The organism is Pseudomonas sp. S2_C11 (genome assembly GCF_054668395.1).
On the sequence record NZ_CP162765.1, the window covers coordinates 3,162,232 to 3,181,329 of the forward strand.

Annotated in this window: 20 protein-coding genes and 1 tRNA gene; 13 read left to right on the plus strand and 8 right to left on the minus strand. The window is 58.8% G+C overall.

What is annotated here, in order from left to right; translation table 11 throughout:
* Positions 1 to 143 precede the first annotated feature (143 nt).
* From bet to AB4N48_RS14405, 5 genes are all read left to right on the plus strand, one after another.
* Positions 144 to 950 (plus strand): phage recombination protein Bet, encoded by an 807-nt coding sequence (bet, locus tag AB4N48_RS14385; protein ID WP_460093738.1) that lies wholly within the window; start codon positions 144 to 146, stop codon positions 948 to 950.
* Positions 947 to 2,569, plus strand: coding sequence for a YqaJ viral recombinase family protein (locus AB4N48_RS14390; protein WP_460093739.1), 1,623 nt, complete (start codon positions 947 to 949; stop codon positions 2,567 to 2,569). The genes bet and AB4N48_RS14390 overlap by 4 nt, the downstream gene beginning before the upstream one ends.
* On the plus strand, positions 2,566 to 2,808 hold the full coding sequence (locus AB4N48_RS14395; protein ID WP_431078446.1) for a hypothetical protein: 243 nt from the start codon (positions 2,566 to 2,568) through the stop codon (positions 2,806 to 2,808). The genes AB4N48_RS14390 and AB4N48_RS14395 overlap by 4 nt, the downstream gene beginning before the upstream one ends.
* Positions 2,805 to 3,269 (plus strand): hypothetical protein, encoded by a 465-nt coding sequence (locus tag AB4N48_RS14400; RefSeq protein WP_460093740.1) that lies wholly within the window; start codon positions 2,805 to 2,807, stop codon positions 3,267 to 3,269. Before AB4N48_RS14395 ends, AB4N48_RS14400 begins: the two co-directional genes overlap by 4 nt.
* 75 nt (positions 3,270 to 3,344) lie before the next feature.
* Positions 3,345 to 3,710, plus strand: a complete 366-nt coding sequence (locus AB4N48_RS14405; protein ID WP_460093741.1) for a hypothetical protein — start codon at positions 3,345 to 3,347, stop codon at positions 3,708 to 3,710.
* A 15-nt stretch (positions 3,711 to 3,725) separates the two neighbouring features.
* Here the strand turns inward: AB4N48_RS14405 and AB4N48_RS14410 are convergent, their stop codons facing one another.
* Both AB4N48_RS14410 and AB4N48_RS14415 read right to left on the minus strand, forming a co-directional pair.
* Positions 3,726 to 4,460 (minus strand): DUF5677 domain-containing protein, encoded by a 735-nt coding sequence (locus AB4N48_RS14410; protein WP_460093742.1) that lies wholly within the window; start codon positions 4,458 to 4,460, stop codon positions 3,726 to 3,728.
* 135 nt (positions 4,461 to 4,595) lie between these two features.
* Entirely contained in the window at positions 4,596 to 5,411 is an 816-nt protein-coding gene (locus AB4N48_RS14415) for a DUF2971 domain-containing protein (protein ID WP_460093744.1), read from the minus strand.
* A 117-nt stretch (positions 5,412 to 5,528) separates the two neighbouring features.
* Between AB4N48_RS14415 and AB4N48_RS14420 the strand changes: the two genes are divergently transcribed.
* From AB4N48_RS14420 to AB4N48_RS14430, 3 genes are read left to right on the plus strand one after another with little or no spacing between them, the layout of a single operon-like run.
* On the plus strand, positions 5,529 to 6,170 hold the full coding sequence (locus tag AB4N48_RS14420) for a hypothetical protein (protein ID WP_460093746.1): 642 nt from the start codon (positions 5,529 to 5,531) through the stop codon (positions 6,168 to 6,170).
* The gene (locus tag AB4N48_RS14425; protein ID WP_460093748.1) at positions 6,167 to 6,754 is read left to right on the plus strand and encodes a hypothetical protein; all 588 of its coding nucleotides are present in this window, start codon (positions 6,167 to 6,169) and stop codon (positions 6,752 to 6,754) included. The genes AB4N48_RS14420 and AB4N48_RS14425 overlap by 4 nt, the downstream gene beginning before the upstream one ends.
* A gap of 14 nt (positions 6,755 to 6,768) precedes the next feature.
* A complete protein-coding gene (locus AB4N48_RS14430) occupies positions 6,769 to 7,410 on the plus strand; it encodes a hypothetical protein (RefSeq protein ID WP_460093750.1) in 642 nt (213 codons plus the stop codon).
* Between the two features lie 25 nt (positions 7,411 to 7,435).
* On the opposite strand, the gene AB4N48_RS14435 is transcribed toward AB4N48_RS14430, so the two are convergent.
* Positions 7,436 to 7,732 (minus strand): hypothetical protein, encoded by a 297-nt coding sequence (locus AB4N48_RS14435; RefSeq protein ID WP_083386928.1) that lies wholly within the window; start codon positions 7,730 to 7,732, stop codon positions 7,436 to 7,438.
* A 194-nt stretch (positions 7,733 to 7,926) separates the two neighbouring features.
* Here AB4N48_RS14435 and AB4N48_RS14440 point away from each other — a divergent pair, with 194 nt between their 5' ends.
* The 4 genes from AB4N48_RS14440 (at position 7,927) to AB4N48_RS14455 (ending at position 11,581) form a co-directional block, all read left to right on the plus strand.
* The gene (locus tag AB4N48_RS14440) at positions 7,927 to 8,475 is read left to right on the plus strand and encodes a hypothetical protein (protein WP_460095565.1); all 549 of its coding nucleotides are present in this window, start codon (positions 7,927 to 7,929) and stop codon (positions 8,473 to 8,475) included.
* Between the two features lie 73 nt (positions 8,476 to 8,548).
* Positions 8,549 to 9,802, plus strand: a complete 1,254-nt coding sequence (locus AB4N48_RS14445; protein ID WP_460093752.1) for a DNA-methyltransferase — start codon at positions 8,549 to 8,551, stop codon at positions 9,800 to 9,802.
* Between the two features lie 409 nt (positions 9,803 to 10,211).
* Positions 10,212 to 10,445, plus strand: coding sequence for a hypothetical protein (locus tag AB4N48_RS14450; RefSeq protein WP_016773953.1), 234 nt, complete (start codon positions 10,212 to 10,214; stop codon positions 10,443 to 10,445).
* A complete protein-coding gene (locus tag AB4N48_RS14455; RefSeq protein ID WP_252874199.1) occupies positions 10,445 to 11,581 on the plus strand; it encodes a tyrosine-type recombinase/integrase in 1,137 nt (378 codons plus the stop codon). Before AB4N48_RS14450 ends, AB4N48_RS14455 begins: the two co-directional genes overlap by 1 nt.
* A gap of 109 nt (positions 11,582 to 11,690) precedes the next feature.
* Here the strand turns inward: AB4N48_RS14455 and AB4N48_RS14460 are convergent.
* Positions 11,691 to 11,767: transfer RNA gene (locus AB4N48_RS14460), tRNA-Val, on the minus strand.
* Positions 11,768 to 11,950: 183 nt separating this feature from the next.
* Between AB4N48_RS14460 and AB4N48_RS14465 the strand changes: the two genes are divergently transcribed.
* Positions 11,951 to 13,234: an NAD(P)/FAD-dependent oxidoreductase gene (locus tag AB4N48_RS14465; protein WP_041478544.1), complete on the plus strand. Its 1,284-nt coding sequence runs from the start codon at positions 11,951 to 11,953 to the stop codon at positions 13,232 to 13,234.
* A gap of 129 nt (positions 13,235 to 13,363) precedes the next feature.
* Here AB4N48_RS14465 and AB4N48_RS14470 read toward each other — a convergent pair whose 3' ends face one another.
* The 4 genes from AB4N48_RS14470 to AB4N48_RS14485 are packed head-to-tail and all read right to left on the minus strand — an operon-like array spanning position 13,364 to position 18,938.
* Complete coding sequence (locus AB4N48_RS14470; RefSeq protein WP_460093755.1) at positions 13,364 to 14,335, minus strand: XdhC family protein; 972 nt, start codon at positions 14,333 to 14,335, stop codon at positions 13,364 to 13,366.
* A 1-nt stretch (position 14,336) separates the two neighbouring features.
* Complete coding sequence (locus AB4N48_RS14475) at positions 14,337 to 15,572, minus strand: c-type cytochrome (protein ID WP_460093756.1); 1,236 nt, start codon at positions 15,570 to 15,572, stop codon at positions 14,337 to 14,339.
* Between the two features lie 2 nt (positions 15,573 to 15,574).
* Positions 15,575 to 16,114, minus strand: a complete 540-nt coding sequence (locus AB4N48_RS14480; protein WP_016773947.1) for a (2Fe-2S)-binding protein — start codon at positions 16,112 to 16,114, stop codon at positions 15,575 to 15,577.
* Positions 16,107 to 18,938, minus strand: coding sequence for a xanthine dehydrogenase family protein molybdopterin-binding subunit (locus AB4N48_RS14485; RefSeq protein ID WP_460093758.1), 2,832 nt, complete (start codon positions 18,936 to 18,938; stop codon positions 16,107 to 16,109). Before AB4N48_RS14485 ends, AB4N48_RS14480 begins: the two co-directional genes overlap by 8 nt.
* Between the last annotated feature and the right edge of the window lie 160 nt (positions 18,939 to 19,098).

The following is a 19,098-nucleotide window of genomic DNA, read 5'->3' on the forward strand; positions in this document are numbered from 1 at the left end:
CCTCATTCGGCGCGGATCGTTCTCCGCTATCGGCATGTTTACCTTCCTGATGCTGCTCAGCGCCCTCGCCGACCGCATCACTCAATAACCCAAGCATTCAATCGCTGCGCATGTCGCGGCAAGGATTTCCCGTGAGCGCAGTAATGAAGCAGGAAGACCAATTGCCTGCGATGTCCGAGGCGGCACTTGTTGAGGTGCTGAGCAACAGCCTCTACCCAGGCGCAGAAAAGAACTCGGTGGTGATGGTGTTGGCTTACTGCCAGGCCGCGCATCTGGACCCAATGCTGAAGCCTGTGCACATCGTGCCGATCTGGAACACCAAAGCGAAAAAGATGCAGGACACGGTAATGCCGGGCATTGGTCTTTATCGCATCCAGGCCGCGCGCACTGGGCAGTACGCAGGTATCAGTGACCCTGAATACGGACCGCCGATTACTGCAAAGCTGGGCGGCGTGGACGTCACCTATCCAGAGTGGTGCCGGGTGACCGTCAAGCGCCAAATGTCGAACGGCCTCGTTGCCGAGTTCACCGCAAACGAGCGCTGGCTTGAGAACTACGCAACGGCCGGCAAGGACACGATTGCCCCAAACACCATGTGGAAGCGCCGCGCCTTCGCCCAGCTCGCCAAGTGCGCTGAGGCTCAAGCGCTGCGCAAAGCGTTCCCCGAGGCTGGATCAGCGCCAACGGCCGACGAAATGGAAGGCAAAACATTCGAAGAGGCGCAGCGTGATGTGAGTCCGCAGCGGCAGCAAGAGCCTGAGCCAGAAGCTCTTGCGCCCTACTCCGACGATCTCCTGAAAGAGAACATCGCCAAATGGCAGCCACTGGTTGATGCCAACCGAACCAGCCCAGAACACCTGATCGCGACTATCAGCAGCAAATACACGCTGAGCCCGGCCCAGATCGAAAAAATCCAGAATCTCAAAGCCATCGACGGAGACGCAGCATGAAAATTCACAACGTAGCTCAAGGCTCCGCCGAGTGGCACGCATTGCGCGCTCAGCACTTCACCGCCTCCGAGGCGCCAGCAATGATGGGCGCTTCGAAGTACCAGACCCGCACCGACCTGCTGACCATGAAGAAAACCGGCATTACGCCGGAGGTCACTCAGGCGCAGCAGTACATCTTCGACAAAGGCCACGCAACTGAAGCGCTCGCCCGGCCACTGGTTGAAGTCATGATCGGCGAGGAGCTATATCCAGTCGTGGGCACCGACGGCAATCTGCTCGCCTCCATGGACGGCGCGACGATGCTGGGCGAGACGCTATTCGAGCACAAGCTTTGGAACGAATCATTGGTCGCCCAGGTGAAGGCCGGCGAACTGGATCCTCATTACTACTGGCAGCTTGAGCAGCAACTGCTGGTGAGCGGCGCCGAGCGCGTGATTTTCGTTTGCTCCGATGGCACCGCCGAAAACTTCGTGCACATGGAATACCGACCTGTCGCCGGCCGCGCCGCGCAGTTGGTCGAAGGCTGGAAACAGTTCGAGGCCGACCTGACCAACTTCGAAATGGCCGAGGCGCCGTCGATTATCGTCGGCAAGGCCCCGGACGAGCTGCCAGCGCTACGCATCGAACTGACCGGCATGGTCACCGCGAGCAACCTCAAGGTGTTCGAGGATTCGGCTCTCGCTGTCATTGACTCTGTGAAAACCACCCTGCAGACCGACCAAGACTTTGCCGACGCCAAGAAGGCGGTCAAGTGGTGCAGCGATGTCGAAGAAGCGGTTGCGGTAGCGAAGAAACAAGCGCTCTCCCAAACCCAAAGCATTGACGAGCTTTTCTCGTCTCTTGATCGAATCAGTGCACATGCTCGCGAGACGCGCTTGAAAGTCGACAAGCTCGTTAAGGCTCAAGAGCTGCTGGTGAAGACAAACATCAAGCAGAAGGCTGAGCAGGCGCTGGCGGATCACGTCGCGGCCATCAATAAAACACTGGGCCGGGTAACGCTGCCAGTGGTTGCTTCCGACTTCGCCGGCGCGATGAAGAACAAGCGCACGATCGCCAGTTTGCAGGATGCCGTTGACACCGAGCTGGCTCGAGCAAAAATCGCCGCGAGCCAGTCGGCAGATGCCATTCGCTTGAATCTGACCAGCCTGGCCGAGCTCGCGCCCGACCATGCATTCTTGTTCAACGACATCCAACAGCTTGTTCTCAAGGCCAACGATGACCTGGTCGCGCTGATCAAGGTGCGAATCTCTGAGCACCAGAAAGCCGAGGAGGAGAAAGCCGAGGCGCAGCGCGAGCAAATCCGGCAACAGGAGCTGCAACGGATCGAAGCTGAGGCGAAAGCCAAGGCCCCTGTTGAGCCTGCACCAGTCGCCAGTCCAGTGCCGGTAAAAGGAGCCTCGCCGGTTCAGTCTGCCTCGAAGCCAGCAGCAACAACTGCGGCGCCGACGAACCTGCAAGCCGAAGTGTTTGATCTGGAAGAGCTGATCAAAGCAGTTGCCTACGGCCAAGCGCCTATCTCTGTGCTGACCGTGGACTGGGAGAACCTCGACGCGCTGGTCGCAGATCAGGGCAGCAAATTCAGCATGGCCGGCGTAAGGCTGGTAAAGGTGGCGGCATGATCAGTCTCAACCTCAACGCGGTTCGGGCAAAACAAACTGAGTCGGAACAAATCACGGCGGCGATGGCTGACTTCTGGACGCGGCCCGGCGGCAGCTTTAAAGAGTTGCCGCCGACTCGCATGAAGCCAATGCCTGCGCGGCGCGACTGGGTAGACCCTGAAACGGTCCTCAAGCGGCGGCCGAAGCCAATATCGGCCGCCGAACGAAAAGCGCTGCGCAAAATGGCAGACTCTCTATGAAGTCGAAACGCAAACCTAACAACGGTTTCGCCCGGGCTGAGCGCAGCTGCCGGGCGCTGCTGCGCACCAACCAGGTTGCGGTCGTGAACATCGACCCCAGCGGCAGCCAGATGATGGCGAACTGGAAGAGCTGCAAGCAGATCCGCAGTCTGGCGATCGCCAACGCGATATTCGACTTCTCCTACCGCTGGACGATCTACATCGCCGCCATGTGTCGAGACGAGCGCGGTGCTGAGTACATCAAGTCGGTGAAGATCTCGCCCGAGGGCATCTACAAGGTCGAGCGTCTCACCGATGCGATCGAGCATTACTACCTTGAGCTGCGCAACAGCGCGAACCCGACCCACCTGGTCGCATCAGGCTGGATCGCGATTCCGGACGAGATCTCGATGGATGAAGCCCAAGCCGCGAAGCTGTTCTATGCCGCCGGCGCCTGGCATCAGGTGAAGGTCGCAGCGTGAGACGTTCCAGACCCCAACAACGCAAACGACAGACCTGGCTGGACTTGCCGGCCAGCGGAATTGAAGAGGTAGGCCATGGCCGAGGAAAAGGAACTGACGGAGGAAGCCAAGAAGCAGCGCAGGAAGCGCGAGAAGGCAGCAGCAAAGGACGCTGCATTGGGCGTCGAGAAGTTTACGGTTGAAGTGGCCGGGGTGTTCAAGCCTGACCTCAAGCGGGTCATGGCAGCGCATGGCATCAACAACCAGCAGGAGGTTTACCAGCTGCTGCTGATGAACTTGATCGCCGCCGACTTCGAAGCCCAGGCCAAAATGCTTCGCTGTGTCACGACACCTTATTTAGTTACCGAAAAAGTGTCGCGACTAATCAGAGAGGCTGGCATGAAGTCGCTCGCCGATGATCCGCCAGAGCCTGAGGACGAAGTTGATGTGCCCAGTCTGTAATCACCAAATCGTAAATCAGTCAAAAACGAAGTTTTTATCAAGAGTTTTGCGAGCAATATCTAGGCAGCTCTGCACCAGACCAAGCGTAAACTCAAGGTGATTATCAGTTGGCCCTGTAATCAATCCAACTTGCTCATCCGTGATATGGAAAGAAGAATCCATAGATCTGAAGGTTGCATGGCTTGCTGCGACTGAAAGGCCGCGATAAAGGGTGTCGTAAATCGGCATCAGATCAGCAACGCGCGCAGCGTCATGGGTTGAAAAACCAGGTGCATTTCCTTCTCCTCGACGAACGACCTCAATTAAGTCCGCTTTGTTTTGGTCGGTCAATCCCCTGCTAGATAGAGATTCGATCATCGCCTTAGCTTGCTTCCTCTCATCGATATCACACTGTCGGGAGATCCGAGAAAATACGGATGGGTCGTTGATTAATGCCACGCCGTGGAATAAGGCTTCCGCCGCTGAACGGGTAACGGTTTGAGCATCAACGACAAGCCCGCGCTCGCATAGAATTATTGCTGCCTGGCTACTTCTTATAGTCCGTTGTAGGAATACTAATGCCGCCAACATGTGCAGCTCTTGACAGTCGACGCCTGCCGCCATCATAGAGCGCTGAGCAATATCAGATGCATACTCGGCGCTCTCGAAAGACTTTTTGAAAGTCGTCCTGAAGCTCTTCCGGACATATTCCATTGAGGGAGAGAGGAACCCTCTTGAATTCAGAGCCTCATTAAGCTCGGCTTGATCCATTTGAACACCCCCAGAAAATTGAATTCGTTCTAAGCCCCGCTTCGAGTAATGCTGGGCCGAACATAAATATCCCACTTCTGCGAATCACGCCAGCCGGAGAGACTAAAAACAACCAAGATCGAGCAAGCCCAAAATTCATAGCGCGCGGTATGGAGCTTTCGAAGGCACTACCGCAATGTAATCATCGAAATGTATGTCAAAGCCGTTTCTGTCCTGTATTCCTCTCACAAAAGACTCCATGGATTTGCATGCGAGCTCTTGGTGCTTCATAGGTCCCACATGAATCGCCTTGATAAATTTACGACTCACAGGTACGGACAAATAAGGTATCAAGATATCGCCACGCGCTCTGTATTGAACGTCTAAGTTACGTAAATCGCACGCTTGGACGCACCTTATTTCCTTTTCCTCATAGAATGCATCATGCTTAAAGGTTAAAGCCTCTCTAATCAGGCCTGCATATGATTCCAATGCTTGCTCCGTCAGCATGCCATTATTGTTTTTAAGGTCGTTGGAAATTATTGAAATACAATCACCAACTGCAGAACTAGAATGCCTGATTTTTTCATCGCGCTTGTATACGCACTTACTAAGACTTATTGCCTCGCCAAGTGCATCTCCGTCGAATTGCACTGCGTAGTTTCCATATGAACGCCATTGACTGAGTCGGTCACCCGCGCTACTGAATGAGCATACAAATAAGGGGTGACTCTCTATGCCAAAAGATACATGCTTCTCAAACAGGTCTGAGACGATGTCTTTTGCCTTTTCAAGATGATCCCAGCTAGCTAATAAACTAGGCTGATAATTGCTGAGGCCACTGCGGAGATATTCAATTCCCCCTTTCATCTCTTCTGCATCGTTCAGATAACGAAAATCTGTTAGCCACAACTCCTCTTTTGAAACGATCGACATAACGGCCGCTGCATCCGTGTAGTGGAAAAGCTGCATTGTTGTCCCCTCATTTTTCCCAGTGCGCAATATACATTCAGGTGCAGCTGTGCACATCACTTAAAGCTTTCCCTCCTATCCTCCACCGCCCGGGCATGCCCAGGCATAGGACGCCCCATGCCCACAGAAAACAAACCGGCCGAGCCGCTGAAGGTTGAGCGCTCGACAGTCACCAAGCTGATGATCACCGGCGCGCCGCGTCTCGACGCTATTACCGTGTTCCTCGAGGACTTCGGCCGCCGTGACTGCCCTACTGAATCCGACCCGAGCTATCAGACCGCCCAGGGCAAAATCACGGTCAATTGCTGGGACCACAGCTGGAGCGCCTACTGGGGCGGCATGGGCCCGCGCACGGTGGCCGAGTTCGTGGCCGACTGTGATTGGCATTACGTCCTGAACTGCCTCGATCGCGGTATCAGCAGCACCGTGTTCAGCGGTAAAGCCCTCCACGCTCTGGCCAAGAAGTGCATCGTCCAGCGCCGCCGGCAACAGACAGGGCGCCATGAGTGGGAGCTGGGTGAGCTGAGTAAAGACGAAGCCCGAGAGCTTTGGCGCGACATCGAAGAGCTGCGCGGCATAGAGAGCGCTAACGAGTGCTGGCATCAAAGCAGGTTGCTGACAGAACTGTTTGGTGATGAATGGCATTACCCGATCGACGGCAAGGCGGTCGAAGAGAACCACAAATTCACCTACCTGCGCCGCGTTGTTGAAGCGGTGCAGCACGCGCTGCGCCAGGAACAGCAGCAGGAGGCAGCATGATCAATCTCTTCTGGCGAATCATCGCCAAGGTACTCGCGCGCCCAGCCATCGCAGAATGGCTCATCGCCCGCGCCAAGCTCACCCCGTACCAGCACATCATGTCCGCCGACGGCACCGAGATGTACATGGGCCGCTGGTGGCTGTTCAACCCGTACAGCCGGCAGACGCACAAGCCGGCACTGTGGTGGTGCCCGTGGTCGTTCCGCATTCACCACATCATGCGTCCGGACGAAGATCGGGATTTGCATGACCACCCTTGGAACGCCCGCACGATCATCCTGCGCGGCTGGTACACGGAGCAGCGTCCGGCCAGCGCTGAATGGAAGGAGAAATTCAAGTCCTGCCTGATACCGAATCCAGATCCAAAGCTCGTGGACTGGGCCACCAACGATGCCTGCGAGTGGATCGAGCGCGACCAGGGCGACACCGCCCGCCTCAACCACGGCGAATACCACCGCATCGACCAGGTATCCCCCGGCGGCGTCATCACACTCTTCATCACCAGCAAGTGGCGCGGTGACTGGGGATTCCTCGTAAACGGCGTGAAGGTGCCTTGGCGCACCTACACCGGTACCGACAATTGAAAGGGGCATTCGAAGTGAGCGAACTCAAAGTGATTTACCTCGGCCCGGCCTGCCAAGAGCAAGGCGACGGTCGCGAGTGGTGCCAGGATGACGTTTGGCAGCCATGCGAATGCGGTCACACGTCAGTGAAATTCGTCGCCAGCACCGAGCTAGACCGGGTCACCGCCGAGCGTGACGCCCTGCAGCAGCGTCTGAACGCAGCAGATCAGCGGATTGATGAGCTGACCAGGCCCCACGGCGAGCAGGTGGCACATATGCCGGTTGAGCGCTGCTACGAGGTCCGCGCGAAGATGATCATTGCGTTCAACGAAGCCAAGAAGAGCGGCGGTGATTTGGATGATGCGCTCGACGCCGCATACAAGTCAGCCTTGCGCTTCTCACCAAATCCTCTGGCTACCGAGCAGCCCGATCGTTCGCCAGAGAACTATGCAATCGAGCATGCCGAGTACATGGCCAAGTCAGCCGACGTCGTACTGGCGAAGTTCCAGGCATACGGATTGGCTCTGCTGGCAGTCGATGAAGGCGGTGACGATGGCGAAGGCGAGCTGCTTGAATCGATCGATTCCACCCGTCAGGACCTGCAGGAGTCGCTGGTAGATTTGCGCGGCATGGTTTACGAGTTCCGCAAGCGCTCCAATCGCTGCACCCCGCAGTAACCCCCTCCCCCTTCAAAGTCAGCCGCTATTTCGAGGACGCTGACTTAGGACTCGCACTTCCAGCAGCAGCCAACTGACGAGCTCGGCTTACGCCCCAAGCCATAGCTCTGGTCATTGATTCACCCGGACTTGGGTTAACGGTTTCTTCATGCAACGCCATGCCACCGGAAGCATAAACACCGATGAACATTTGAGTTTCGCCGGTACGAGATAGCCTGACCTGCACGTCGATGTGAGTTCCATTACTGAGAGTTTCATCATGTGTTCGGTTGTGGATCTCGGGATCTGCCCAAGCCCAGAAAATGTCGCCGCGAAGCCTCATACCGCCCTCCTGCCTGTTCCTTGATAGGGGCTTAAAACTCCTCCAAAGATAGACCTGATCGAACGAAGCGCAACGGCGCCGAAGCGGTTACGGACGGCTGGTTTCAATACCTCTACAGCTCCAATTCCCTTGTACATATTTTAGCCGCTATAGCGGCAAGGACGAGTGTTGCCGTGAGCATCATCGATGACGTAATGACCGACAAGATCACCCTACACGGCCTCGGGTTCGTGCAGGTTCAACTGCAAGGCAATCAACGCCTGCACGTTTGGCATCCAGAGCTGCCGCGCCGCGCTTGCTTCAAGCACTCGGCAATCCATGACCATCGCTTTAACTTCACCTCGCGGGTGATCGTGGGCAAGCAGATCAATCACTGCTATGAGTTGGAGCGCTGTGACGATGGCGGATTTGTGCTGTATCTGCATGAAGGCGCTCGCACACCGGGCGGCGGTAGGCCGTGGACTCCAGACGGTCGCGCCCACCTGATACCGGATGGCGTGTTCACCGTGGAAGCCGGCAACGACTACAACACCCAGGCATATCACTACCACCGCACCGAGCCAGGTGGTGATGGCCGAGTCGCCACGATCATGGCGAAGCGCGGCGAGTACCCGGCCGGCGCCCACTCGACCTGCACCTACGGCGTACAGCCGGACACGGACTTCGACCGGTACCAATGGTCACCGGCCCAGCTCTGGGAAATTGTCTCCGACGTGATGCTCGGCCAGAGGCTGACGCCATGATCACCAAGTGCTTACTCGGCTGCACCCTCTTCTTCTGGCTTCCATTGGTACTGACTATAAAGGCGGTGATCGGATGAGCGACTACACCATCATGGTCGGCGATTGCTTGGAGCTTCTGCGGCGAATGCCGGACAGCAGCGTCGACAGCATCGTCACTGACCCGCCCTACGGCCTGTCCTTCATGGGCAAAAAGTGGGACTACGACGTTCCGGCAACTGAGGTGTGGGTCGAGTGTTTGCGCGTGCTTAAGCCCGGCGGGCACTTGCTGGCCTTCGCCGGGACGCGTACTCAGCACCGCATGGCTGTCCGCATCGAGGATGCCGGGTTCGAGATCCGCGACATGATTGCTTGGGTGTATGGCTCCGGGTTTCCGAAGTCTCGAAACATTGGCAACGATGTCGATGGGATGGATGGTTGGGGCACAGCGCTGAAACCCTCACTTGAGCCAATAACCTTTGCCCGAAAGCCACTGATTGGCACCGTCGCGGAGAACGTCATCGCCTATGGCACTGGGGCACTAAACATCGATGCCTGTCGTGTCTCGCCAACTGGTGAGCGGCTTGGCGGTGGCGACGAAAACGGAAAATCAGCCAAACCGGAAGGCTGGGCGAGGCCTTGGATGGACGACGCCGAACACGTGGCGCCTCACAACGCCAAGGTCACGGTGAATGTAGACAGGGCATCCCGCCTTGGGCGCTGGCCCGCAAATCTCATCCATGACGGCAGCCCCGAGGTAATCGCTGCTTTCCCGAATGCACCTGGACAGCTCGCCGCCGCCAGCACCAGCGACACCCAGCGCGCAGGGCTGAACGTGTACGGCAACATGAAGCGAGGCCGCGGAGCCGAACCCAGCGCCAGCAGCGAAAACGCCGGCGTTGTCGGTTTCCACATGAGACCCGGCGCCCGACGGCTCGATAGCGGAAGCGCTGCTCGGTTCTTCTACTGTGCCAAGACCAGCCGCAAAGACCGAAACGAAGGTCTGGTCAGTTCAAACGATCCCGCTGTTGCCAAGGACGCAACCATGCGCGACTGCGAGACCGCCGAGTGGAGTGCTCGCAACGGCAACAGCCATCCCACGGTTAAGCCGACTGACCTGATGGCTTATCTGCTGCGCCTGGTGACACCGCCCGGCGGCGTTGCGCTCGATCCATTCATGGGCAGCGGTAGCACCGGGAAGGCCGCAATGCGCGAAGGCTTCCAGTTCATCGGATGCGAGATCGACGAGCAGTACGCGGCGATCGCCCGGGCGCGGATCGATCACGAAATCACCCGACAGCAAGAGCTGCAAGCCGAATCTGATCAGCTCGATCTGTTCGGTACCGCCTAACCCCTCCCCCAACTCAACAGCCTGCCGGTGTACGGCGGGCGAGGAATTCGCATGCCAAAAGTAATGCGATCGGTCTCAGATCCAGGCGCGGAACACGGTTTCCGAGTTGAGCCTGCAACATATGAACAGGCCGAAGCGGCAGCCGGGTTCAGGCTTGATCGTCGGCGCAAGTACTGGATCACCGAAGACGGCGATGTCGAGGAAGAAGGCGTTGTGACCCTGTCCTGTAGCGGGTGCAGTTGCGGATGTGAGGGTGGCTGCAGTTGCGGCCCATCGTCCGGATGCAGCGAGTGCGGCTATACGGGCAGGCGGCGCTTTCACTTTGGGTACCCCGCTCAATCCCCTGAGCAGCGAAAAGAACTTCGAAACCTTTAACCTTCTGCCGCCACGCGCGGCATGGAGCATCACAATGGCAAAAATTCTGGCCCAAATCACGGTCAAGTTGCCGCGCCTTATGGAGGCAGGCGAATACAGAAAGCTCCGATACGTCGGCGGCAAGCCGAGTTTGCAGCAGTTGAAAAAATGGATTGAGGAAGGCGAAGTGGTAGGAGAAGTAAAAGGCGGGATGTATTTCGTGGATGTGCAGGCGGCCGTGATGGGGTCAGATGATCCCCTGCTGGCCAAGATGTTGGAGATAGGCTGATGGCTGCCCGGCCGCGCACGCTCAAAAACAGGAAGCTACCGCCAAATCTTTACCCGAACGGTAAATATTTTCGGTACCGGAACCCCATTACCGGCTTGATGACCAGCATCAACCGCCCACTTGAGGAAGCAATCAAGCTCGCGCACGCAGCAAACCTCAAGGTCGCGGCGCTGGTCGTCGATGACGGGGCGCTGCTCACCCTGCTGACCGGCGACCGGTTGCCAACGGTGAGCAACCTGCTACAGCGGTTCAATGACGAATGGCTGGTGGACAAGGGTTATGCGGCGCGGACATTGGAAGAGATCAAATTCAAGCTCGAGCGGTACCGGCAAGATCTCGGCGATCGCCTGATCGGGCAAATGGACGTGCTGGCCATGGCTGAATACCTGGACCAGTTCAGCAACAACGCCTACACCAAGCATCGCGGGCTGTGGGTGCAGATATTCGCTTTCGCCGTGGCAAAGGGGTTGGCCGAGCGCAATTGCGCCGAGCTGACGCTGGTCAAGAAGGAAGCCGAGAAGAAGCGCCAGCGGCATACGCTGGAGGGATTGCAGACCATCATCGGCGCGGCGACCACGCCGCCATGGCTGAAGCGGGCAATCCGCCTGGCACTGGCCAGCCTCCAGCGCCGCGAAGATATCGTTACCTGGTTGAAGTCGGCGGTCGACATGGACAAGAACACGCTGACCGTGTCGCCGGGCAAGACTCAGGGTTACGACAATCCGGTTCACCTGAAGATCACGATGGGCACCGCGCTGCGTGAAGTCGTCGGTGAGTGCCTGCGCTCGCCGCTGGTCTCGCCCTACCTGATCCACTACAAGCCGAAGGCCCGGCGCCGTGAACAGATCGACGCGAAGGACCACTGGACGTCGGTAACCCCGGATTATCTGACCAAGGAGTTCAGCAAGGCGCGGGACGCGGCACACGCTTATGACCATGTGCCGGCCGGTGAGCGCCCCACTTTTCACGAGATCCGCGCTTTAGGTGCGTGGCTGTACGAGCAGCAGAACTTCCCACAGGAATACATCCAGGCGCTGCTGGGCCACGCGGACGAGAAGATGACGAAGCACTACCAGGAGGGACACGGCGACAAGACGATCGACTATGTTGAGGTAAGCGCCGAACTGGCGTTCTGAGGTGGGGGTTTTGCAAAAGTTTTGCAAAAGTTTTGCAAATCGCAGACAACAAAAAAGGGCCCACCTCTCGGTGAGCCCTTCTAGACCGCCCAGCAGAGCGGATTTTGTTTGGTAGGCGCGATTGGACTCGAACCAACGACCCCCACCATGTCAAGGTGGTGCTCTAACCAACTGAGCTACGTGCCTGCTGTGAGGCGGCATTCTACGGAATTCCGGAGGGGTGTCAACACCTTTTTTTCACCTAACCCTATGAATATGCAAAATATTTAATTTCGCCTCAGCGACGAAGATTTTTCTGTAGCTGGCGGAGGTTTTTCAACTCGGGTAGGATCGACGCACTCGTAAAATATATTAAACAGAGGCGGCAGGATGGCTAACACCCAATACCCAGAGTCTTATTACGCTGCGTCGGCCAATGCCGTACCACCACGCCCTGTGCTGCAGGATGATGTGGAGACGGACGTCTGTGTGATCGGCGCCGGGTATACCGGGCTGTCGTCTGCCCTGTTCCTGTTGGAGAACGGTTTTCGCGTAACCGTGCTGGAAGCGGCGAAAGTCGGTTTTGGCGCCTCGGGCCGAAACGGCGGGCAGATCGTCAACAGCTATAGCCGCGACATCGACGTCATTGAACGCACGGTCGGCCCCAAGCAGGCGCAACTGCTCGGCGAAATGGCCTTTGAAGGCGGCCGGATCATTCGCGAGCGCGTGGCCAGATACAACATCCAGTGCGACCTGAAAGACGGTGGCGTATTCGCCGCCCTTTCCGCCAAACAAATGGGCCACCTTGAATCGCAGAAACGGTTGTGGGAACGCTTTGGTCACACTCAGCTGGAACTGATGGACCAACGCCGCATCCGCGAGGTGGTCGGCTGCGATCAGTACGTCGGCGGCATGCTCGATATGAGCGGCGGCCACATCCATCCGCTGAATCTGGCGCTCGGTGAAGCAGCGGCAGTCGAGTCTCTCGGCGGCACCATCTATGAGCAATCACCTGCCGTGCGCATCGAGCGCGGGGCCAATCCGGTTGTGCATACACCGCAAGGCAAGGTCAGGGCCAGGTTCATCATCGTCGCCGGCAACGCCTATCTTGGTAATCTGGTGCCCGAGCTGGCGGCCAAATCGATGCCGTGCGGTACCCAGGTGATCACCACCGAGCCGCTGGGCGATGAGCTGGCGAAGGCGCTTTTGCCACAGGATTACTGCGTGGAGGATTGCAACTATCTGCTCGACTACTATCGCCTGACCGCCGACAAACGCCTGATCTTCGGCGGCGGTGTAGTCTATGGCGCTCGCGATCCGGCGAACATCGAAGCGATCATCCGCCCGAAGATGCTCAAGGCCTTCCCGCAACTCAAGGATGTGAAGATCGATTACGCATGGACCGGCAACTTCCTGCTGACCTTGTCGCGCTTGCCTCAGGTCGGACGACTGGGCGACAACATCTATTACTCGCAGGGCTGCAGCGGTCACGGCGTCACCTACACGCATCTGGCTGGCAAAGTCCTCGCCGAAGCGTTGCGCGGTCAGGCCGAGCGTTTCGATGCCTTTGCCGACCTGCCCCACTACCCCTTCCCCGGCGGGCAACTGCTACGCACACCATTTGCCGCGCTGGGCGCCTGGTATTACGGGCTACGCGATAAGTACGGCCTATAGACACCATTGTGGCGAGGGGATTTATCCCCGTTGGGGGTGCGAAGCGCCCCCTCTTGAGCAGGAGGGGACTGCTGCGCAGTCCAACGGGGATAAATCCCCTCGCCACAGTAGATTCAGCAAGGCTTAGGATCAGAGCTGATCCCGAGCGATCCCGCTGCGAATCCGCAGGATATCCGCCAGCACCGCCAGCGCAATTTCCGCCGGTGTCTTGCTGCCGAGGTTGAGGCCGATCGGCGCATGAATCCGCGCCAGCTGCGCCTCGCTCAAACCACCAATGCGACGCAAGCGCTCAAAGCGTTTTTGCGATGTCTGCCGCGACCCCATCACACCGATATAAAACGCCTCCGTGCGCACCGCCTCCATCATCGCCAGATCATCGATACGCGGATCGTGGGTCAACGCCACTACCGCCGTATCGCGATGACAACCACCGTCGGCAATAAACACCGAAGGCAACTGTCGACGAATTTCCACGCCATTGAGCACCACACCTTCCAGCACCTCGTCGCGCGGATCGCAGAGAATCACTTCGAAGCCAAGTCCTACCGCGAACTCGGCACAGGCCTGCGCCACACTGGAGTAGCCGGCGAGCAACAAACGCTGTGCTGCACCGATACGAATGCGCACCCGATCAATCTCACGCTCGATCCGCGCACCCTGCTCGCGGTCAGCGAAAAGAGTGCGCGCACCGCTGGCCAGATCAACTTCGCGAAGCAGACGACGCTGCCCCAGCAGCGCCGATTCCAGTTCACGCAGGTGCGCCTGCACCGCGCAGTCGGCGTCAAGTTTCTCAACCAGCACATCAAGAATGCCGCCGCAAGGCAGACTGACCCGCGAGCGCGGATCATCGCCTTCGCCGTAACGCACGACGCTTACTGCTTCGAGAAACGCACCTTCGGCAACGCGCTGAAGAAAATCCTCCTCAACGCAACCCCCTGACAGCGAGCCGATCCACTGCCCGCCTTCGTTCACCGCGAGCAGCGAACCCGGCGCCCGCGGTGCCGAGCCGTAAGTGGTCAGCACCGTGCACAGCCAGATTCGCTGCCCGGCCACCGACCATTCCAGCGCCCTACGCACCACTTGCAGATCGAGATGCTGCATATCAGTGGGCCTTGTGCTCGACGCTCGGCGCGTCGGCTTGCAGCTTCTGCACTTCGCTCACCGCCAGTTCAGCGCTCTGGCCGCCCCAACCCTGACGCAGGTAGTTGAGCAGATCAGTCAATTGCTCAGGACTGAGCTTTTCAGCAAAACCCGGCATCGGCTGCATGTGCTCGAAGCCGGAGAACTTCTGTTCGCCGATGCCGTCCTCGATCACTCGCAACAGATTGCGCGGATCTTCCAGACGCAACGTCGTGTTGCCACGCATGGCCACTGCAATGTGCGGTTTGCCTTCACCGCCAACCGCGTGACAACCGGCGCAGACGTTCAGATATTCCTGACGGCCGCGCTGGGCACTCGGGCTGAGCTTGTCCAGCGGTACTTCGACGAGCTCTTTGGCTGGTGGCGGTTGCTCGCCAAGCAGGAACGTCGCCATTGCCGCCAGATCAGCATCGCTCAGACCTTGAGTGCTGTTGTGAAACACCGGGAACATTTCGTTGAACATCGTTCCTTGCGCGCTCATGCCATGCTTCAGAAACGTGCTCAGATCCTGCTGATTCCAGCCGCGCGCGGCCAGGTCGGTGGCCAGCAGGCTCGGCGCGAGATAACCATTGAGAATGCCGCCGGTCATGCGCTTGTCCATTTGCATCGCGCCCGGCAGGCCGCGTGGCGTATGGCATTCACCGCAATGGCCGAGGACGTCGACCATATACTGGCCACGCTTCCACGCCGCACTTTTGCCTTCGGCGGGCTCCAGCTTGACGTCTTTGCCGTAGAGCATGTTCCAGCCGGTCAGGCCCAGACGCACATTGAACGGAAAGCTCAGGCTGGTCACCGGCGCGGCGCGTTCGATCGGCTCGATGGTTTTCAGATACGCGTGAATCGCATCGGAATCGGCGCGCGGCATCAGGTGATACGAAGTGTACGGCATCGCCGGATACAGATTCGCACCGTCGCGCCGTTTGCCTTCGGTCAGCGCAGCGAAGAACTCGTCATCGTTGTACAGACCGATGCCGTGCTCTTTGCTCGGGGTGATGTTGGTGCCGTAGATCGTGCCGAACGGCGACACGATCGGCAGGCCGCCGGCATAGGGCGCGCCACCCGGTGCGGTGTGGCAGGCCATGCAGTCAGCGGCGCGGGCGAGGTATTCGCCGCGCTTTACCTGTTCATCGGCGTGGACCGCCAAAAACGGCGCAGCCAGTCCGACCGCAAAAGTCAGGCGGGTCAGTAAACGCTTCATGCTCAACCCTCCTTGACCAGACCAAGATCGGTCAGCACGTTGCGCGTGGCGTTGTAATAACGCACGTACCCGGTGCAGCGGCAGACGTGATGGCCGAGGCTGTCCTCGATCACCTGTTCCAGCTGACTTTTGACAATCGGCTGGCGCTGCAGCTTCTCGACCAACACCGTCGCGGCGTTGACGAAGCCTGGCGCGCAGTAGCTGCACTGGAAGGCGAACTCGTCGACAAAGCGCTGCTGAATCGGATTGAGCTCGGTGACCTGGCCCTGCTCGTCGCGAGTGGCGTGGCCTTCGATGGTGCGGACTTTCTTGCCCTCGAAGTAGTGCGCGCCGGTGATGCAGGTGCGCACTTCTTCGCTGGTACCGTCGGGGTTATCGACGATCACCACGCAGGCGTGGCAGATCCCCTGACCGCAGCCCAGCCGCGAGCCGGTGAGGTTTTTGTATTCGTGCAGGTAGTCGATCATCGGCAGGTCATCAGGGATGTCCACCGGGCCGACGGATTGACCATTGAGGGTCAGTTGAAGCGGACGGTTAGCCATTGAGGGCCTCCTTGATGCGCGCAGCAGTGATGGGCAGGTCGCGAACACGTTTGCCGATGGCATGCGCCACGGCGTTACCGATGGCACCGACAATCGGGATCATCACCACTTCGGCGATGCCCTTGGACGGATCGCTCGGCGACAGCGGCGGCAGAATCTCCGCAGTCTGCTTCCACACGGCAACGTGACGGGCCATCGGCAGACGATAACGGTTGAAGTTCCAGTCACCCTCCCCCGGCCCGCCTTCGTACAACGGCATTTCTTCCATCAGCGCATGACCAATACCCATGGCGATACCGCCTTCGAGCTGGCCCTTGACCAACTCTTCAACCAACACGCGCCCGCACTCGATCCAAGAATGGTGGTTGAGCACCTGAACCTCCGCCGAGCCTTTGTTGACCTTCAGCTCGACCAACGTGGCGACCGGGCTGTAATAGGTCACGGCAGCGTTGTTCAACTGCACTACCGGGTAGTTGACGTTCTGCCGATCAAGCAAGTGGAAGCCGGCGCTGTTCATCTGCGCTTTCTTCGCTTGTGGCGCGCCATCGCCGTATTTCACCGCCAGACCGTCGAGCGGCAAGCGCTCGCGCACGCCGTCGATGCTGTATTCGGCTTCGGCCCAGCTCCAACGGTTGAAACCGTGCACCGTGGCGCCCGTCACCAGCCCGCGTTCGTGGGCGCGCTTGGCCAGCTCTTCGAAACTCAGCGGCTGCATGCCGTTGGCGGTCAGCTTGCCGTCGACCCAATGCGCATCTTCGCGACGCACCACGTAAGGGTTGGCCTGGCCGCCGTACGGCCCCTGACGCCATATCTCCAGCGCCGCCGGCCACAAACCATGGTTGAACAGCACGCGCGCGGCCTCACGGGTTGCATGGCTGAAGTAATAGGCGGAGTTGGTCGCCGAAGACGCCGACGCCAGCTTGCCGACCCAGCGCGGGTTGCGCAGCAGATTGTCCTGCTCGGCCTGACTCATGATGTACGGGTTGCCGCTGGTGATCAGCTGCATTTCCTGCCACTCGGTTTCTCCGGTCTTCACATCATGCGCCGGGCTGCCGAGGAAATCGGCGACGACCAAGGCTTGCGAAGTGGACATGCCGGTGCCGATTTCGATACCGATGTGGCGCAGGGTGATGCGCCCGTCTGCGGTGAATTCGATGCCGGCCATCGGCGCTTCGGAGCCGGTGCCGAAGTCTTTCTGGCAAATGGCGAAGCCGACGCCGTACCAGTTATCCGGGTCTGCCGCTTCACGTTGTTGCTTGATCGTGTCGCGGTTTTTCCAGACTTCGTGCACCGAGGCCTTGTCGAGAATTTCGTGCAGGCGCAGTGCACCGGCCGGGATTGCGCCCTGGGTGTTTTTCATGCCGGACCGCAGTGCATTCCTGCGGCGCAAATCGATGGCGTCGACACCCAGACGATTAGCGATTTCGTCGACCATCATTTCGGTCGCCGCCATGCTTTGCAGGGTGCCGTAACCGCGCATCGAACCCGCTTCGACTGCGCGCGAGTGATAGGCGGTGACCTGCAGATCGTTCTGCGGCATGTAGTAGATCGACTGCGCAGCCGTGGCGCCAACCGCTGCCACCGATGGGCTGTAGTTGACCCGACCGCCGCCGTCGACGCTCATTTCCGCGCGGAAAATCTTGAAGGTGTAGTCATTCTTGTCCACGGCCAACTGGTAGCGGATGTCGAACGGGTGACGCTTGATGCCGCTCTGGAATTGCTCATAGCGGTCGTTGGCCAGACGCACCGGCACACCGGCGCCGTACAGCGCGGCCAGGGCTGCATAGTAGACAAAAATGTTGTGGTCTTTGGAGCCATACCCGACGGTATAGCCCGGATGCATGTTCAGGTTGGCCAGGCCGAAACGCGACGGCCCGATCATCTTCGCTGTCTCGGTCGCGACTTCCAGCGGGCACTGCGTCGCCACGACGAAATGCAGGGTTTTGGTTTTCGGGTCGTACCAGCCGTTGCCGTTGTCCGGCTCAAGGGCGGCCGGTTCGATCGACGGCGTCTTGTAGCGCTCATCGAACACCAGCCAGTTGTCTGGCGGCGTGTCGATCTCCTGCTTCATGCGGTCGGCGTAGAACAGACCGCGCTCGGTGAGGTTGCCATGCAGGTTCGGCGATGCATTCCACACTGGACGGCGGTTCTTCAGCATCGGGAACAGAATCGAATCCTTGAGGCTGGCGAACTCGTCTTCATCCGCCGAGGTCGCGCCACCGACGCGCACATAGCGGAAGCTGCCGTAGGGATCACCTTCGTAGAACGGCACTTTGGCGCCGTAACGAATCGCCTTGTCATTGAATTTGAGTTGATTCTTGGCCTGACGGAAACGCTCGAAATCGTTCCAGATCAGGATCGCCACCGGGTGACCGATGAACATCGGCACTTTACCTTCCGGCAGCAATGGATCAGGCGCGTGCTCTTCGGGGAAGACGATACCGTCCTTGTCCAGATCGGCAGCGGTGACGATGCGGTCCGGCTGCAGATCCGCGCCGAGCCACGACAGGTCGTAGCCTGCGTAGATACGATCGGCCTTGATGGTTTTCAGCAGCATGGCGTGGCCTTGTTGCTCAGGCCAGCCAGGCATGTCCTTGGCGCGGATGTCGCGGGCAAACACCTTGCTGCCGCAGACCTTGGACATGGCATCGTTGCGTTGACGGGCCTTGCCGTTATTGCCGAGCCATTTCTCGGACGGCACGGTGACGCTGTTTTCCATCAAGGCAGCCAGCGCCTGACTGCTGAGCGGCGTAAGCGTAACGCTCACACCCGCCACCAGCCCGCCCTGGATGAACGAGCGCCGGGATATTTCACGGTTGGACATGGATCATCCTCTGGGCGGTTATAGGTCCGCCCTTGTGGTTATCTACTGGGGATCTCGAGTCGTGCAGAAGCTCTTTCTGGCGAAGCAAAGAGCTGTGTTGACAGTGCAAAGCTGACCGAAAGGTTAACTTTAAAGGTTTCTGCGCCCACAGCAAACAACC

Bases quoted from the DNA above. Each gene is read 5' to 3' on its own strand.
- bet (WP_460093738.1), top strand. From the start codon at position 144: ATGAAGCAGGAAGACCAATTGCCTGCGATGTCCGAGGCGGCACTTGTT.
- AB4N48_RS14390 (WP_460093739.1), top strand. From the start codon at position 947: ATGAAAATTCACAACGTAGCTCAAGGCTCCGCCGAGTGGCACGCATTG.
- AB4N48_RS14395 (WP_431078446.1), top strand. From the start codon at position 2,566: ATGATCAGTCTCAACCTCAACGCGGTTCGGGCAAAACAAACTGAGTCG.
- AB4N48_RS14400 (WP_460093740.1), top strand. From the start codon at position 2,805: ATGAAGTCGAAACGCAAACCTAACAACGGTTTCGCCCGGGCTGAGCGC.
- AB4N48_RS14405 (WP_460093741.1), top strand. From the start codon at position 3,345: ATGGCCGAGGAAAAGGAACTGACGGAGGAAGCCAAGAAGCAGCGCAGG.
- AB4N48_RS14410 (WP_460093742.1), bottom strand. From the start codon at position 4,460: ATGGATCAAGCCGAGCTTAATGAGGCTCTGAATTCAAGAGGGTTCCTC.
- AB4N48_RS14415 (WP_460093744.1), bottom strand. From the start codon at position 5,411: ATGCAGCTTTTCCACTACACGGATGCAGCGGCCGTTATGTCGATCGTT.
- AB4N48_RS14420 (WP_460093746.1), top strand. From the start codon at position 5,529: ATGCCCACAGAAAACAAACCGGCCGAGCCGCTGAAGGTTGAGCGCTCG.
- AB4N48_RS14425 (WP_460093748.1), top strand. From the start codon at position 6,167: ATGATCAATCTCTTCTGGCGAATCATCGCCAAGGTACTCGCGCGCCCA.
- AB4N48_RS14435 (WP_083386928.1), bottom strand. From the start codon at position 7,732: ATGAGGCTTCGCGGCGACATTTTCTGGGCTTGGGCAGATCCCGAGATC.
- AB4N48_RS14440 (WP_460095565.1), top strand. From the start codon at position 7,927: ATGACCGACAAGATCACCCTACACGGCCTCGGGTTCGTGCAGGTTCAA.
- AB4N48_RS14445 (WP_460093752.1), top strand. From the start codon at position 8,549: ATGAGCGACTACACCATCATGGTCGGCGATTGCTTGGAGCTTCTGCGG.
- AB4N48_RS14450 (WP_016773953.1), top strand. From the start codon at position 10,212: ATGGCAAAAATTCTGGCCCAAATCACGGTCAAGTTGCCGCGCCTTATG.
- AB4N48_RS14455 (WP_252874199.1), top strand. From the start codon at position 10,445: ATGGCTGCCCGGCCGCGCACGCTCAAAAACAGGAAGCTACCGCCAAAT.
- AB4N48_RS14465 (WP_041478544.1), top strand. From the start codon at position 11,951: ATGGCTAACACCCAATACCCAGAGTCTTATTACGCTGCGTCGGCCAAT.
- AB4N48_RS14470 (WP_460093755.1), bottom strand. From the start codon at position 14,335: ATGCAGCATCTCGATCTGCAAGTGGTGCGTAGGGCGCTGGAATGGTCG.
- AB4N48_RS14475 (WP_460093756.1), bottom strand. From the start codon at position 15,572: ATGAAGCGTTTACTGACCCGCCTGACTTTTGCGGTCGGACTGGCTGCG.
- AB4N48_RS14480 (WP_016773947.1), bottom strand. From the start codon at position 16,114: ATGGCTAACCGTCCGCTTCAACTGACCCTCAATGGTCAATCCGTCGGC.
- AB4N48_RS14485 (WP_460093758.1), bottom strand. From the start codon at position 18,938: ATGTCCAACCGTGAAATATCCCGGCGCTCGTTCATCCAGGGCGGGCTG.